This is a genomic window from Actinocatenispora rupis (assembly GCF_016861975.1).
GTDB classification, from domain to species: Bacteria; Actinomycetota; Actinomycetes; order Mycobacteriales; family Micromonosporaceae; genus Actinocatenispora; species Actinocatenispora rupis.
The window spans coordinates 194,672-211,214 of record NZ_BOMB01000012.1 but is presented as its reverse complement, the minus strand read 5'-3'; the positions used below and the strand labels follow the sequence as shown (position 1 = coordinate 211,214).

Sequence of the window (16,543 nt, the reverse complement as noted above, 5' to 3'; positions counted from 1 at the left end):
GACCTGCGGCGGCGGTCCGGAAACTGGGTGTTGCTCGTTGCCGGGATGACTGCTTGAATCCGGTAAACGTTTTCCTCGTCGAGTGTGGGGAGTGGGCGGTGGCAGTCTCCCGTCGTGGCGTCCTGTCGATCATCCCGGCCGCCGGCCTGCTGGCCCTGGTCGGTCCGCTGCGCGAGCGCGCGTACGCGGCGCCCACCGGCCACGCCGCGGCCGCCGCCGCGGACGACCGGGCCACCGTGCTGGCCAACACCGTCGCGCTGTTCGCCGGCACCACCACCTCGAACGCGCGCAGCGAGGTCGCCGCCAAGCTGGCCGCGATCGACCAGACCGCGCGTACCCGGCTCGCCGCGCTCGACAAGGCCGGCGCCGGCGAGCTGTTCCCCGGCGTACCGCTGGGCAGCAACGACGCCAACCTCACCACGAGCTTCCAGTACCTGTACCAGATCGCGCTGGCGACCCGGGTGCCCGGCAGCACCTCCGACCTGCACGAGAACGCCGACGTGCAGCGCACCGTCATCGACAAGCTGGTCTGGCTCTACGACACCTACTACGGCGACCAGTCCAAGGGCTACTACGGCAACTGGTTCAACTGGGAGATCGGCATCTCCACGCACGTGAGCAACACGCTCGCGCTGCTCGCCGACCGGATCGCCGCCGACAAACCCGACCTCACCGCGACGTACGTGGCGGCCATGGACGGCTACCTGCGCAACGGCAAGAACGGCGACGTCGAGCTCGACTCCCGCTTCCACACCGGCGCCAACCTCGCCAACATCACCACCAACCGGGTACTCCAGGGCGCCGTACTCGGCGACGACGCGCGCATCAGCAAGGCCGTCGCCGACCAGCTCACCGTGTACGCCACGGTCGACCCGTACAACCTCCAGCACGGCGTCACCGACGGGTACTACGCCGACGGCTCGTTCATCCAGCACGCGTCCGTCGCCTACACCGGCTCGTACGGCAAGACGCTGCTGACCGCCGCGTTGCAGACCAGCACCATGCTCGCCGGCACCGGCTACCTGACCGGCGACGACCTCACCGCCGTCGTACGCGGATGGGTGCGGCACGGGTTCGCGCCGCTCATCTTCGAGGGCTGGATGATGGAGGCCGTCAAGGGTCGCGCCGCCTCCCGCACCACCACCGGGTACGCCGACGTGGCCGCCGTCGTCGAGGGCGTCGTCACCCTCGCCGGCCAGTCGACCGGCACCGACGCCACCGCCCTCGCCGGCTACGTCAAGTACCTGCGGGGCACGTCGCGCGCGGCGCTCGACCCCACGTCGTTCGTCTCGCCCACCACGATCGCCACGTACGCCGACATCCTCGCCGACGGCTCGATCCCCGCCGCCGACCTCAACCCGGCCGCCGTCAGCGTCGCGTTCGCCGCGATGGACCGCACCGTCCACCGCCGCCCCGGCTACGCGTTCACGCTCGCCCGCAGCTCCACCCGCATCAGCAAGTACGAGTACATGAGCGGCGAGAACCTGATGCCCTGGTTCCAGGGCGACGGCGCGCACTACCTCTACCTCGCCGGCCAGGACCAGAGCACCGCGTACGGCGTCGACTACTTCACCACCGTCTCCCCGTACCGGCTCGCCGGCGTCACCGCACCCGTCGAGACCCGCAAGACCATCCCCGACCTGTACGGCACTGCCTGGTACGACAACCCCGCCGCCGGCTTCACCTCCTCCTCCGAGTCGCAGAACACCTACGTGTACTTCCCGCTCGGCACCGACGCGCACTCCGGCAGCTGCACCCTCGGCCCGTACGGCTCCGCCGCGCTCGTACTCTCCGACGACGCGGCGTACGCGGCGAAGCAGGCCGGGCAGCTCCCCGACGACTTCGTCGCCTACCGCAACGCCCGCGGCGTCAAGTCCTGGTTCCTGCTCGACGACGAGATCGTGGTACTCGCCGCCGGCGTCGGCGACCCCGCCGGCCGCGCCGTCACCACCACCCTCGACACCCGCATCGCCGCCCCCACCGACGCCGTCACCCTCACCGGCCGCACCTGGGACGGCAGCCCCGTCACCGGCCCCGGCACCACCGAACCCGCCTGGCTCCGGTACGCCAACGGCACCGACCACACCGCCGTCGGGTACGCGTTCCTCACCCGGCAGCGGGCGACCGCCTCGCTCGACACCGTCTCCCGCTCCCGCCGCGTGGTGCGCACGTCCAACCCCGACACCACCGCCACCAAGCAGGTCTTCGGCCTCACCGTCGCGCAGCCCGCCGGCGCCGACCTCGCCAGCTTCGCGTACGCCATCGTGCCCAACGCCACCGAGCAGGCACTCGCGCGCTACCGCGGCGGGCCGCTCACCGTCCTCACCAACACGACCGCGCTCCAGGCCATCCGGCACGACGGACTCGGGCTCGTCGCCGCCAACACCTTCACCCCCGGCACCCACCACGCCGAACGCTTCGACCTCGACGGACCCGCCTGCCTCCTCGCCCGTACCGCCCGCGACGGCACCCTCACCGTCGCCCTCTCCGACCCGACCACGCTGCGCGACACCGTTTCCGTCGTCGTACGCGGCCGCGCCCTCACCCTCACGAACGCCGACGACGGCGTCACCGCCCACCGCGTACCCGGCGGCACCCGCATCACCGCCACCACCCGCCACACCTACGGCCACCCCCAAACCGCCACCCTCCACTGACGTCCCCTGCGGCGGAATGCCGTTGCGCGTGCCACTCCTCTGGTACGCCTGACGCACGTCACCGTTCTCGCGCCCATCTGCACACGCCGTACCGGGATTGTGGCGTATCGATAGTCTCCGCGGTGTAACTGGCGGTTGGCGGAACGGGGTGGCGCGGTGACGGTACCGGGTGGTGGTTCGGTGCATCCGATCGATGCGGCAGGCAGCACGGGGAAGGACCTGACGCACGCGTCTGATGGTCGATCGTTGCGCGCTGACGCAAGGCACCTGGGCGATGTGGCGGCCGAGCTGGAGAACCTGGCCGAGTACTTCGACAAGGATCTGAAGGCGGCGGCGAACAAGATCCGGTCGTTGACGCATCCGACGGCCGTCGACGGCGCTCGCGGCTACGGCGGCGCCATGGCTGACTGGACGAACCCGTCCGGTCGGTTCGCTGACGCGGACGAATTGTGGCGCCGGTACGGTCAGGCGGCCGCGTCGGCGGGCTCGTTCAGTGAACAGCTGCACGGCGCGATCGCTGATCTGGCCGAGGGAACCCGCACCATCGCCAAGCGGTACACCAGCACCGAGGCCCGTAACGACCTCATCGCCCGGCAGATCGAGAACGTCCTGACGAGCAGCTCAGCAGACGATCGGTCGACCGGTGGATACGCCGGCGACGACAGCAGTCCATCGTCGGCCGGCACGGGCGCGTCAGCGTCCGGTGACACGAGTACCGGCGCGGTCGGATCGAACGGCGACGGGTACGGAAACGGTGGCAGCAATGAGTGACAGCGCCGACTCGTACACGTGGGAAGGGATCATCAGTGCGGTCACCATGGCCGGGCGACCCGACCGCATCCATGAGCTGCAGATGGCCTGGAACCACTACTTCCAGATCCTCGACGCCGGGTCGCGCACCCTGCGGGACCTACGCGCCAAACTCACCGAGCGGGACTGGTCCGGGTCCGGTGCCGACGCCTACCGCCAGCACTACACGACCCTCGTCGCCGCGATCGACGACTTCTACGACCACATGTCGAAGCTGATTGATGTGTCCGGTGATACCGCGGACGCGCTGACCCTCGCGATTTCCCAGATCCCCTTGCCCGACATGGCCGATCCGGACGACCTCGGCATGCACACCATCCACGCGAGCGACGCGCGGCGCGGCAACCAGGTCCAGTACAACTTCTTCCGAAGCCACCGGGACCGCTACACCGACGGCGGATTCCTCTACCACGCCCTTGACAAAGGCTCGAACACCGTCTTCAGCTTCACCACTCCCAAGAAGCGCGCCGAGAAGGCCCAACGGTGGTACGACGAGGGCACCCGTCGCGCCCGCGCAGTGTTCTCCACCCTCCTCGCCGCGTACGGCGAACAACACGCAGCCATCCCCGCGCACGGTGGTAACCCGGATCTCTGGCAGAGCCAGGAGTACCGCCAGGATGGGGCGGGGGCGAACGGCGGGGGCACCTCCGGCAGCACCATCGGGGCGGGAGGCTCTGGCTTCGGCCCGGGCTCGTCCTCGGGCGCCGGTGGGGGAAGCGGGACCGCATTCGGGCGCCAGGACGGTAGCGACGCTGCGTCCCATGAGCCGGCGGCGCACGCATCGTCGTGGAGTGCGCCACACGGTACGGGGCTGGCTGGCAGTGGCTCCGTGGGCGATGTCGGAGCCCCGCCAGTTGCCGGTCTAGGGGCGGATATCGGTGGTGGGGGAGCAGGTGGTGGCGCCGGCTATGGATCCGCCGGGTACGGAGGCATCGGGAGCGGAAGTACCGGGTACGGTGCCGTTCCGGGCTACGGAGCCGGTGGCGTCGCGCCGCGGAGTTCGGAGGGATCCGGCGGGATCGGCGGTGCGCGCGGCCGGGCCGGGGCCAGCGGGTCGGGCGAGACCTACGGTGGCATCCCCGGAAGCGGTGCCAACCGCGGCGGGAAGGACGGTGACGAGCGCCAGACCTGGCTCCACGAGGACCGGGACGTCTGGTCGACACCGCTCGGACCGCCATCGGTAATCGAATAGCGTGCCGCACGAAACGGAGTCGGCGTGACGAGAATCAGGGGTCGGGTACGAGGTCTGGCGGTGAGCCTTGCCGGCGGCGTTCTCGCTGCGGTGCTCGCCCCGGGCGTGGCCAACGCGCAGACGGTGCGGGAAGGCCAGTGGTACCTGGACTACCTGAACATCCCGCAGGCACAACGCATCAGCAACGGATCCGGCGTCACGGTCGCCGTCGTGGACAGCGGCGTCGATGCCAGCCACCCGGATCTCGCCGGCAGTGTTCTGACCGGCGCGTCGTTCGGGAACGCGCAGGGCAGGCCCGCGACGGAGGACACCGACGGGCACGGTACGGGCATGGCCGGCATCATCGCGGGGCGCGGAGGTGACGACCGGCACGAGACCGGGGTGGCTCCCGGCGTGAAGATCCTGCCCGTACGGACCTCGACAACCTCGGACAACGATCCGGACGCGACGGCCCAGGCGATTCGATGGGCCGTCGACCACGGTGCCGACGTCATCAACGTGTCCCAGGGCGGCAACGAGTCCACGCCGGCGGAGGTCTCCGCGGTCCACTACGCCGAGGTCCATAACGTCGTGGTCGTCGGCGCCGCCGGCAACACCGATGCCGGCATCGACTCCATCGCCGCACCCGGACGTTTGAAGGGCGTCCTGAACGTCACCGGCGTCGACCGGTCCGGAACCTTCTGGTCCGGCTCCGCACAAGGGAAGTACGCCGCGCTGTCCGCACCGGCGGTCAAGATCATCGGGCCCAGTCCCACCTCTGTCTACAAATCCGGGTACTCGGAAGGAACGGGCACCAGCGCCGCCGCGGCGATCGTGAGCGGTGTGGCGGCGCTGGTGCGCGCCAAGTACCCGAGCATGGACGCGGCCAACGTGATCAACCGGATCGTCAGGACCGCGACGGACCGTGGACCGAAGGGCTGGGACCAGCAATACGGGTTCGGGATCGTCAACCCCGTCGGCGCGTTGACCGCGGACGTGCCGACCGTCGACAAGAACCCGCTCGGCGGCGTCGTACCCGACCCGTTGGCCAGCTCGGGCGCCCCGCAGCACGACGCCACACCAGCCCAACACGCCGCCGCCGGTACGAGCAGCGGCCTGAGCCTCCCGCTGATCCTCGCCGTCGCGGCTGTCGTCGTAGTACTGGTGATCGCTGCGATGATCCTCCTGGTACTACGCAACAATCGCCGCGCCGCCGTCGGAGTTGCGGCAGACGGGCCGGCCCCGCCCCGCGCAGAGAAACGCCGTTCCTACTGATGTGCCATGCCACGCGTCGCAACCACCACCCAGCGCACGGCCCGTCAATCAGCCATCACCATGCCCTGGTCGCGCCACAGCCATCGCGATACCTGTGCCGCACGCGCGTCCACCGCTCGATAGCCGACCCACGCCCGTCCATCCACTGTGGACGACAAGGACAGTGACTGTCAGCGCGGTCGGCACAGCGGCCGCAGCGGAACCCAGAACGGGCACAGCAGCCTTCTGTCGAAGGACGGAGTGTGGGGGCGAGGTGGCACCGCGGGCATGCGGGACACGTACTTGTCGACAGCAAACAGCGATCTGGACCGGGACGTACGCCAGGAGAGTCGCCCGCCCTTCTTGGACAGTGGCGCGCCGTGGTGCCAGAGCCGTTCGAACTGGCCCAGCCAGTACCCATCCAGTGGATTCACGTGGAGCGACTGCCGCGACCGCTTGATCGAGAATTTGGAGCCTCAGTCGAGATGCCGTTCGGCGAGTTGTACCGCGTCGGTAGCGGCCGGGTCAAAGCCCACGATGGCGGGCCGCCCGGTCCCAGCACCGCGTGCCGGTCGCCTCCCAAGGCTCGGTGCCGAACCGGCCGCCACAGCCGCAGGATCGCCTCGCTCGTCTGCGCAAACACCACATGCTGGTGGAACTGCCGGAACCGGTCCACCCCGATTCGGTGCGCATCGGCCGACCGCCATCGGTCCTGCGCTGGCTGTCGCGCGTACACGCCGTGAATGCGACGTGTACTCCGCCGAATCGGCACGCCGCCCAACGCCCAGGCCGCCAGTCTTACCAACCGTTTCGATCTCCGCCGGGCTTACGTTCTGGTCGGACCGCGCCGCCGAAATTGGTCGTCGCTCCTCCGCCGCTTGTGTCGACGATAGACAGGCAACAGCTCCGCACGACCAGCGGCTCCGAGATGTTCAAGACGCCGCCCCCTGGCGACCACGAGCACGACGAGCAGAGCGCTGGCGGAATGCTCGGCCCAGACTGGCCGCGACGTCAGGCGCATGGCGCCAAGCACCCCGAACCTGCACCGTCGCCGACAGGTCGAACTGGATCAGGCCATCTCGCCGGCCGAGCCACGCGCTGTACGAGCGCCGGGGGATCGAGAAGGCCGTTCGGTAGCGCAGCATGCCAGCGCACGACCGATCTGAGCCCCGTCTGGCACATACTCCGCGCCGCACGTCGATGACCCGGACTGGCGGTGCGCGGGCGGGCGCTTCGCCGTACCACGCGGCACGAAGGTCATGATGCGGAGTGCGACAGTCGCGCCGTGCGAGGGGGGTTGGCCGGAAGGGCTGTAAAGCGGACCAGTTAGCAGATATGAGGCCATACGACCCGGTTGCGGTGCCGACCGTCCTGCACCCAAGCTGGACAGCGAGTGCACGGGCCCCAGCACTCTCGCTCGCGACGCGTTGCTGCACTCCGTCGACCGATCGCAAGCGAACCTGGCCTGCTCGGTCAACGAACCGCACAAGGTCGGATGGCATCCATCATCGCGGCACTACGCGCGTCCATCTGTTGCAGTGGCCTGGCAGACTGTCGCCTGTTCTTGCCGTATGCCGGATTGGGCCCCCATGGACTTTGATGAGCGCTTGGATAACCTGGAAGTCGAAGCGACATCGCCTGACAAGCAGATTACAGCGCGAATGCGTGACCGCAGCCACACGGAGATCGTGTTCGAGCCGTACACATACCACCACTACAACGATGCTGCGCTTGCGCGGCAACTCGTTCACGTAATGCGTCTCGTGTGGGCTCGGTATGAGCAGGATTTTCAGGAGCTCGTTGACGCCGAGTTCGGCAACCCACCCCGCGACGATGCGCCGGCACCGGAGCACCGCGCGTATCACGACCGCCTGGCGGAAGTCGTGGCGAAGGGAGCGTCGCCGGACGGCTTGGTCCAGCTCACCAGCCGAGCACTCCACGAGTGGACGGTAGAGCTTGCTGACGACACGGTTTCGCGTACACCCGAGTCGACGTTCCTGCGCTCGTTCGATGCGGCTCTGCACCAACTGCTCTACCGCCACCGGCTCAAGGTCTTGGCGCTCAAAGACGAAATGTACGGGCTCGGGCTCCCGTTTGCGGTACGCCTGGCCGATGAGGAGGAGCGCTGAGCATGTCGCGATTCGTCAGAACGATCTCAGTCACCGCCGTTGCTGTCCTCGCTCTCGGGATGGCATCCTGTGGCGCGAACAGTGGCGGCCCAACGTTTGTACCCGCGCACAGCTCGGCCGCGCGACCATCGCCCACGCCCTCCTCCTGTCATTTGCGCGCTATCGATCAGGGTTTTTCTGTAGATCGGCATCGCGACATCGAATATGCCGCCATCATCGAGAACCCGTGTCCGGGTGTCGCGACGAACAATGAGGTCACCACTCAAGCAGTGGACGGCGCAGGGAAGAAGATGCGCGATGGCAGCTTCTACGACCTGGCAGATACGCGGGATCTTCCAACGATTCTGCCTGGGCAGAAGCTTGCCGTGGTCGGAACCATGACATCTGATAGGAACCCCAGTTTTCCGGGCGGGGTCAAATCAATTACTGTCACAGTCGGTGGCGAACATTGGCAGTCCCTGGATGAATTTGATCGGCAGCATCCGCATTGGGCTCGAGCAAAGGGCGTGGACGTTCGCCTCGGTGCCCGTGGCGGCGATGGTGGGGCGTGGCTGAGCTTCAACATCGACACGGGATCATCAACTAATGTCCTGAGTAACCCGTCCGCGGCTGTTGTAATGCGGGACCATGCTAATCGAATCGTCTCAGGTCATTACATGAAAATCGGGGATCCACTAAGGAAACAAAAGACGGGAACTTGGGTTCCGGCAAACGTGGACCGGTCGCGCACTGAGGTCTACATAAATCAGAAGATCGACTAGTGCACTCCCTATACGCGAAAGGACGCAATTGTGATCGATAGTGGCTGGGAGTTCGGGGTAAGTCTCGGGCACCTCATGTCGGTCGGGAAGATTCAACTGCCAAACCTAGCGTATGCCTATGCAACAGCGAACAGGCAAGTCGCTTATACGGCCGTGAGTGACTCGAGCATGTTCAGCGGGCGTGTTCCTGATGGGCTCGCTGCGCCGACCGGTGAAACATATCGAGCTTGGTCTGAGTTGCGCGATGCTCTTCAGGACGCGCTTGCACGGACTGCTTCATCACTTGAAGAGGCTGGGCGAATAATCGTCCATGTCGCAAGTGTCTATGCAGACGCCGATGCCAGTGCGAAGAAGTCCATGGGAAAGTTCTACTCCGACAACAAGACGTATGGCCTCGCTAGCGGCGACAAGGACATGACGGATAAGGTTCCGGGCGTACTACTGCCAAGTTAGGAGAGGATGGATGTCTTACCTGAGCGAATCTCAGCTCAATGAGATCGGCGTCAAAATCTGCAACACGGCATTTAAGGTCCAGATGTCCATCTGGCGAGCCTGCGAGGAAGGGCTTTATCCCGATGATCTGCGCTTGGCTCACTTGTCGGGTGTCAGTATATTGGATGCATCCGCGGCAACACATGGAAATGTAGCACGGTCGGCTGATGGGTTTGCGAGCTACGTGAACTCGCAACTTGCCGACATTCCTGGACTGTTCGCCTCGTTCGCGGGGCCAAACCCCGCGGACTTCCAAGATGCGATCGATGATCTCTGGAAGGCTGCATATGTGCTAAGCCCCAGCCTGAAAGTAGATCGTGATGGGGGTGCACCGGACTATCCGATCTCCGAGAAATTCAACTGGAATGAGAAGACGATCAATCAACGCGACCTGGCCATTGCTCACCTGTCTGATGGCTGGAATGGTGACGCGGCAGACGCATTTGCTGGGTACATGGAGGAGCTTCCCTCGGTGACCCAGATGCAGTACGACCTTTCTGTAACGCTCGCGATAAGTTTGACGGCACGGCAGAGGCTCCTGTCAAGATCCTTCGATGACATTTCCAAAATTGGTAAGAAAACCGTCGCGGCGTTGGCTGCGGTTGGTCAGGGAGACCGCAATCAAGCGGGGCTTGTTGCGTTGACCGTCATCGGCGCCATTGCGGCAGTCGTTGGAGAAGTGGCCTCGCTCGGTATAGCAACGCCAGAGATTGCCGCGGGAGAGGTCGCCGCGTTCGCCTTCGCCACATCCAGTGCCGGGCTGGGACTAGCCTCTGGGGTTATGGGGGCGAGCATCGGCGGCGCCGTCGTGCCTGACGTAATCAGTTCGATGCGTTCAGGAATCACGAAGCTCATTGATTCAATGAAGGAGGAGACTGACCAGCTCAATCGAATTCTCAACCGAGTTGCCGCACGGGTCGCGAAAGTGGGCCCCAATCATATTGGCCTTCGAGCGCCCAGTTCGCTCACCGGTGCGAAGATGCACACAAGAGACGACCTGGAGAGGCCGAGCGGATTCTACTATCGGTAACCCGGTGAATTTGTAAGAAATCCTCCGGACTGGGCGTTTGATCCCGGGCGTTCGGATGACGTTCTCGTAGGTGGATGGCGCGCTCGGCTGGGCGTTGTCGGTCTGTGGTGGTCTGTGTCTGCGGCTGGCAGCGGTACTCGGGTCGTCCGTGGTCTCAGCTTCGGCACCCGGCCGACGCGCCGCAAGCTCGGATCGCCCACGTATACCGCAATCCAGCAATGTCCTGTCGGACGCTATCGACGCATTCTCCCTCGACCGGCGGGCGTTGCGTCCACGTTCACGCCGGGAAACGTGATCGGTTCGAAGCCGCGGTGCCTTCCAATGCCGCTCCAGTGGGTGGCGCGCGACATGTCGCCTGCGTTGCCTATCGGTGATCTTGCGGCTTCCGCCTGTGGCGAGGCGCTATTCGGCGGCGATGACGGATCGTTCGAACGATACCAAGGCGCTACTGTCAGAAATCAGACAGACATGGATGTCGTAACGGACACTAACATCGCGAATCGCAACTACCGGTTCGTGGCGGGAGTGGTCTTGACGCAGATAGAGCTGAAGCTGGTGGCGGACGATCCTGAGGACGCCGACACGTTGTTCAGACTGACGCATGACCTGCGTGAGCTGCTCCTTGCGCACGATGTTGAAGACGTCGAGTTCGTTCGATCCGCCTCGTCCGCGCACAGCAAGGCTGCGCTGGGCGAGCTGGTGGCTGGGGCGTTGCTGGTGACCACAACCCTTCGCGGTGGAGGTCTTCGCGCCCTGGTCGACGGGCTTCAGTCGTTTCTGCGTCGACGCGACGGCAACCGGATTCGGATGCGCGTCGGGGATCGCGAGATGACGGTCGACGGTGCCGCGGCGCGCGACATCTCGGCGGCGGTGACCGCATTTCTCCATGCGGTGGAGCCGGACGCGGCCGAGGACGCCGAGCAGTGACCCGGCGGGCATTGCTGATCGGCAACCAGCATTACGGGCCTGATTCGGGCCTGACCGATCTTCCTGCCGTCGGGCACGATCTGCGGCTGATGTACGAGGTGCTGTCCGAGCGCGGGCAGTTCGACGACATCGACGTGCTCAAGGACGTCCCGAGGCAGGGGATGATCCGTCGGATCGGTGACTTCTACTCTGGTGCCCGGTCCAGCGACACCCTGCTGCTGTACTTCTCCGGCCACGGCCTGACCAGCGCGGACGAGAAGATGTTCTTCCTTGCCGGGTGCGACGCCGAGGTTGCGTACCCCCAGACAGGTGGGTTGAACACCGGTAGCGAGCTGTGGACGTGTCTGCACGAGACGAGGGCAGGGCAGCGGCTGGTCCTGCTGGACTGCTGCTTCTCTGGTGCCGTCGGCGACACGTACCGAGTGCGAGGACCGGCGCGGGCGTCGATCGGAAAGCTTCGACAGGCCCGCGGTACGTTCATCATCACGGCCAGCGGCCGCTACCAGACCGCTCGCGAGCACGCGACGCCAGGCCAGCCGTCGGTGTTCACCGGAGCTGTGGTGGAGGCGCTGCGCGGCGACAAGGTGGGCCATGACGAGAACGGCTGGGTCACCGCCCGCGACCTCTCCGACTACGTGCAACGCGAGGTTCCCCGTGCGGGCAAGGGACAGACCCCGAACGAGTTCAGTGAGGGCGTCACGGGGCCGATCCAGGTCGCTCTGAGCGCCAACCAGACGGAGGCACAGCCGCCAGCATCCACTTCCCGGCCAGCCGCCGGGTCCGGGCCCGTCGGTGCGCAGGATCCGGTGACGGCACCACTCGATACCGGTCGCTGGCAACGCCTGATGACCTACTACCTGGCCTGCATGCAGGGCGAAGCGCGGCTCGGTTCGTTCGTTCCCGCGGCGGAGACCAGCAGGTACCGGCTGGCGCCGGCCGGACCGGAACTCGTGTTCGCCGGTACGAGCGGGCGGGTGTCAGTGGACGTGCACGCGTTGGCGGCGAAGGATGAGCCGCTCCTGTACGGGTACCCGACGATCGTCGAGTCTCGAGGATCGGGGAAGTACCGGCGCCCGCACCTCACCCCCCTGCTGCTGGTGGAGGTAACACCTGACGCGTCCGGTGACCTGACGGCGACCTGGCCGCCGCAGGTCAATCCAGTGTTGATGGCCGAGGCCGAGCTCGACGAGCCTGAGCAGGAGCAGCTGACCAGCCTGATCGAGAGCCACCTCACCCATGGCGATCACCGCAGCCTCCGTGACGTGACGTCGGGGATCCTCACGGTCCTGGGCATCGACGCTTCTGCTCCGGTCGACCCGCACCGCCTCGAGGACGTGCTTCGGGCCGGGCCGTCGACGCGACACGTTCGCAACGTGGGCATGTTCTACCGTCCGGACCTCGCCCAGACCACGCTCAACGGTCTGATCCAGGACTTCACCAAACAGCTCAGGCCCAACACCGCCGCGTTCGCCGGTACTGCTCTGGTCGGCCTCGCCGGCCCCGTGCAGGAAGACCAGCGGGACGTCACGATCGTGGCGCCGGATCGGCTCAACGAGGCACAGGAGCAGGTCGTTCGGGCGGCCATGACTCGGCGGCTCACCGTGGCCCAGGGGCCGCCGGGGACGGGGAAGAGTCAGCTGGTCGGTGCCGTCATAGCCACCGCAACGGCTGTGGGTGAGAGCGTCGTTCTTGCCTCGACGAACAACCAGCCGGTCGACGACGTCGTCAGCCGAGCCAACACCATTGCCCCCGGCCTGGTGATGCGTACGGGCAACAAGCAGAAACGTGAGGAGGAACCGCGGACCCTCACCGACCTGATCTCCCGGTACAGCCGGCATCCCGCACCGGCGGGAGATCAGGTGGCCACCGCGTACGGGCAACTTCGCGCGATCGCCGGCGAGATCCACCGAGCTCGTACCGAACTCGCGGAGCGGGAGGAGATCGAGGCGGATCTGGCTGACCTCGCCGCCCAACGTAACGAGCAGCCGCCCGTTGCCGCGGGCTTCGAGCTACCCACCGCCGACATCGAGCTTGGCCGGCTGCTGCGCAGGGCTGACGCGGCCGCGCGGTACCGGATCCGCGGGTGGTTGCATCGTCGTAGCTTCCGCCGGCTCGGGATCGGGACAGTCGAGGAAATGCTCGACCTCGCCGCCCGCGCGGCGACAGAGCTGCACTGGCGGGAGCGCGTGGCGGCCGAAGCCCGGCTGCGGCCCGAGTACGAGCCGTGGCGCCAGCTGTCCGTCATGGCAGACCAGCACCGCCCGGTCGCGAGCCGCTCTCTCGTGGGTGAACAGGTCCGCCGTCGGATCGTTGACGGCCGCATGCTGCTGGAGCAGCGTCGTGAAGCCTTGCAGAACAAGAAGTCCTGGTCCCGGTTCGCCCCTCTTCTGAAGGCTCTCCCCGGGTGGGCAACGTCGACCTATTCGGCATCCGCCATCAAGCCAGACGCCGGTCTGTTCGACCTGGTCGTCATCGACGAGGCGGCACAGTGCGGCATCGCGCACATCCTTCCGCTGCTGTACCGCGCGAAGAGAGCCCTGATCATCGGTGACCCGCAACAACTGCAACCCGTCGTGCAGCTTCCGGCGAAAGAGGAGAAGGCCTACCGCGCACGCGCCGGGCTCGGTGACGCCTGGATGGACGAGCGGCATCTCAGCTACACCGATGGCACCGCGTACGCCGCCGCGGCAGCCGTCGAGACACCGTTTCTACTCAATGAGCACTACCGTTGCCATCCCGACATCGCCGCCGTCCCCAACCGCCGACTGTACGACGGCAAACTCACGGTCCTCACCGACCTCCGAACGCTCGCAGTCAAGGGCGAACCCGCCGTGCAGTGGATCGATCAGCAGGGCGAAGTGACGCAACCCCAAGGTCGCTCCGCGGTCAACGAGGGCGAAGCGCAGGCGGTCGCAACACAGGTGGCCGAGCTGCGGGCCCGGCACCCGCAAGCCAGCATCGGCATCGTCACACCATTCCGCGCCCAGACCGACCGCATCAACACCCTGTTGAAAGAACGCGAGCTACCGGAAAGAGCCGGTACGGTCCACCGCCTGCAAGGCTCGGAGCGCGACATCATCGTCCTGTCGCCCGTGGGCTCGGCACGGATCACTTCGTCCAGCCGTCGCTGGCTACTCACCGAGCAGACCCTCTGGAACGTCGCCATCACCCGCGCCAAGGCACTGCTGGTCGTGGTCGGCGACCGCGACTGGTGGCAGTCCGGGCCGAACATGCTGGCGGACCTGGCCGCCAACGCCGACCATCTTGCCGGCGAGTATCACCACTCGCCGGCGACCGACGCGATCGGCACAGCAATCCTCCGCGCCGGTCTCACCGCGGAGCGCAACGGGCAGCTCGCTGGGCAGAGCTGCGACTTCCTTCTCTCATTGGGAAGCGAAAAGGTCGGGCTCGTCATTGCCAGCCCCGGGACCGGGGACGGTCACCACCTCCGCCAGCAGCTCTCGACACTGAGCGCAGCAGCCAGGAGCGGTTCCCGGGTCATCCGCGTTCCCGCCTGGCGGGCACTGAGCGATCCCGACGGGGTCATCTGCGCGGTCCGGCCCACGTCAACCGCTCCTGATCGTGGCCAGTGACGCCAGGACATCCGCCCGTGTGGCCGCCGCCCGCCCAGAGAGTATGTGGGGTAGTTGCGGACGACGCTGCCCGAGCGGGAAGCCCGTCCGAGATCATGACAGTGCGGAGGAGAACGGTCATGTGGCGGGTGGACGGGTTCTAGCGCAGCCTACGAATGGCGAGTACGGCTCCGTTGGCGGCGATATGGGCAGGGCCGCCCCATTGCAGATCCCAGACGGCGGTCGGTCGGTGGAGCGCCGACTGGTAGGCCGCCTCACGGTAGGCACGCAGATGCTCGGCCCGCTCGCCGGGCCCGTTGACCAGCAACCGATGCAGGTCTTCGCGTAGGCCCGAGAAGACTTCCAAGCGCACACCGTGCAGTCGGAACACGTGATCTGTACCGACGAAGTGGTGCCCGTGGAGTCGGTGTTCGGTGTCGCATACCGAGCTGATGCCCGGCATGACCAACCGATCGGGTCGGCTCTTTCTCTGTTGTTTCGTTAGGTAGTTGTTGACTTCGTCGACCGACCCGGCGAACGCCATCAGTCCAGCTGCCTCGGTGTGTGCAAGCACGGAGGCAAACCACTCGAAGTCCTCGGCGGGAAGCTGGAAGCCAGGTTCAGGCTTGTCGACACCTGGTATGTGCATGTCAGGAAAGAAGTTCCGGTCCTGAAGTGCATGTGCAGGTAGCGCCCCTATCTCGGCTTCGCCAGGTGTCGCGAGAGCGTGAATGATGACTCCCTTCGCCCGCGACAGCTCGGTTGACACCAGCAGGGTGGGCAACTCCCCATACGGGCCGAGCTGGACGAAGTCCGCGTGCGCTGTGGCGCGCGCCAACTGCCCATTCACCGTCCCTTTGCCGTGTGTGCCGTGCGCAATGACCAGCAGGACCTTTGATGGCTCACCCGGTCGCCAGGCCTCCACGAAGTACTTGAGGCAACCCTTGAGCCCGAACGGGCGGGTACTGGCTGCCCTGATCCATCCAGCTCGCAGAACCAGGTCCGCGTCGACGATGTTGACCGCATGGTCGGGGTACCGCTGGCGCATCAGCTGTTCGCCGAGATGACAGGCGAAAGCTCGGGTGAGTTCGTCGGACTGGGCGGTCTTGTAGTGGCGCTTGGGAACCGTGTCACCCTCGTCGGACAGTTCCAGGCTTGCGGCGGGGTGCAATGCCTGGCAGTACTTCAAACAGGTCCAGTGTGCGGCCAACCCACGGCCGCCGCCATGCTCATCGAGAGCCGTCACGTGGGCTAGCTGATGGAGTGCCTGCCAAGGAGCGATCCGCACCGGGCCGCTCAGCCACGGCGTCACACCGTGGAGGTCGGTCTTGCGTCGTAACTGCGGCCAGTCCTTCCTGGCTCGATCCTCATCGTTCTTGGTAGTGGCCCGAAGTATCTGCCGAGCCAGCTCATCGGTGGAGTTGACGTGAACGGCTGCCGCCCTACCCAGATCGTCGAGCACAGCCGCCACACGGTTAGCGCCCTCTTGCGTCATATAGACGAGATACCAGCTGTATACTCTGTGAATCAAGACTGTCACTGTATGACTGGTTATGGTATCGGCGTCCGCACGATGCAAGCTTGGCGTCGTATCCAGATGTCGCATGGTCACTTTCCTCGCCCCCGCGGCGGCGAACGGATCTGACTCGTGCCCCACCACCTCGTACACCAGAGGGCACCTCGGATCAGGCACCAAGAACCCACCGGCACCACCAGACGCCCCCGCCGCCGCCGGCGTAC

The 16,543-nt window shown here is 66.2% G+C and carries 10 protein-coding genes; 9 read left to right on the top strand and 1 reads right to left on the bottom strand.

Annotation, left to right across the window (positions count from 1 at the left end; translation table 11 throughout):
* Positions 1-98 precede the first annotated feature (98 nt).
* From Aru02nite_RS11320 to Aru02nite_RS11280, 9 genes are all read left to right on the top strand, one after another.
* The gene (locus Aru02nite_RS11320) at positions 99-2,657 is read left to right on the top strand and encodes a polysaccharide lyase family 8 super-sandwich domain-containing protein (RefSeq protein ID WP_203657391.1); all 2,559 of its coding nucleotides are present in this window, start codon (positions 99-101) and stop codon (positions 2,655-2,657) included.
* Positions 2,658-2,813: 156 nt separating this feature from the next.
* Positions 2,814-3,428: a hypothetical protein gene (locus Aru02nite_RS11315; protein ID WP_203657390.1), complete on the top strand. Its 615-nt coding sequence runs from the start codon at positions 2,814-2,816 to the stop codon at positions 3,426-3,428.
* Positions 3,421-4,659, top strand: a complete 1,239-nt coding sequence (locus tag Aru02nite_RS11310) for a hypothetical protein (RefSeq protein ID WP_203657389.1) — start codon at positions 3,421-3,423, stop codon at positions 4,657-4,659. Before Aru02nite_RS11315 ends, Aru02nite_RS11310 begins: the two co-directional genes overlap by 8 nt.
* Before the next feature lie 24 nt (positions 4,660-4,683).
* Complete coding sequence (locus Aru02nite_RS11305) at positions 4,684-5,913, top strand: S8 family serine peptidase (RefSeq protein WP_308446259.1); 1,230 nt, start codon at positions 4,684-4,686, stop codon at positions 5,911-5,913.
* Between the two features lie 1,568 nt (positions 5,914-7,481).
* The gene (locus Aru02nite_RS11300; protein ID WP_203657387.1) at positions 7,482-8,021 is read left to right on the top strand and encodes a hypothetical protein; all 540 of its coding nucleotides are present in this window, start codon (positions 7,482-7,484) and stop codon (positions 8,019-8,021) included.
* A 2-nt stretch (positions 8,022-8,023) separates the two neighbouring features.
* Positions 8,024-8,782 (top strand): hypothetical protein, encoded by a 759-nt coding sequence (locus tag Aru02nite_RS11295; RefSeq protein ID WP_203657386.1) that lies wholly within the window; start codon positions 8,024-8,026, stop codon positions 8,780-8,782.
* A gap of 463 nt (positions 8,783-9,245) precedes the next feature.
* A complete protein-coding gene (locus Aru02nite_RS11290) occupies positions 9,246-10,304 on the top strand; it encodes a hypothetical protein (protein ID WP_203657385.1) in 1,059 nt (352 codons plus the stop codon).
* A 321-nt stretch (positions 10,305-10,625) separates the two neighbouring features.
* Positions 10,626-11,231 carry a hypothetical protein gene (locus tag Aru02nite_RS11285; protein ID WP_203657384.1) on the top strand — a complete coding sequence of 202 codons (606 nt, stop codon included), beginning with the start codon at positions 10,626-10,628 and terminating at the stop codon, positions 11,229-11,231.
* A complete protein-coding gene (locus Aru02nite_RS11280; RefSeq protein ID WP_203657383.1) occupies positions 11,228-14,824 on the top strand; it encodes an AAA domain-containing protein in 3,597 nt (1,198 codons plus the stop codon). The genes Aru02nite_RS11285 and Aru02nite_RS11280 overlap by 4 nt, the downstream gene beginning before the upstream one ends.
* Before the next feature lie 139 nt (positions 14,825-14,963).
* Here the strand turns inward: Aru02nite_RS11280 and Aru02nite_RS11275 are convergent, their stop codons facing one another.
* Positions 14,964-16,472 (bottom strand): hypothetical protein, encoded by a 1,509-nt coding sequence (locus tag Aru02nite_RS11275; protein WP_203657382.1) that lies wholly within the window; start codon positions 16,470-16,472, stop codon positions 14,964-14,966.
* Positions 16,473-16,543: the final 71 nt, after the last annotated feature.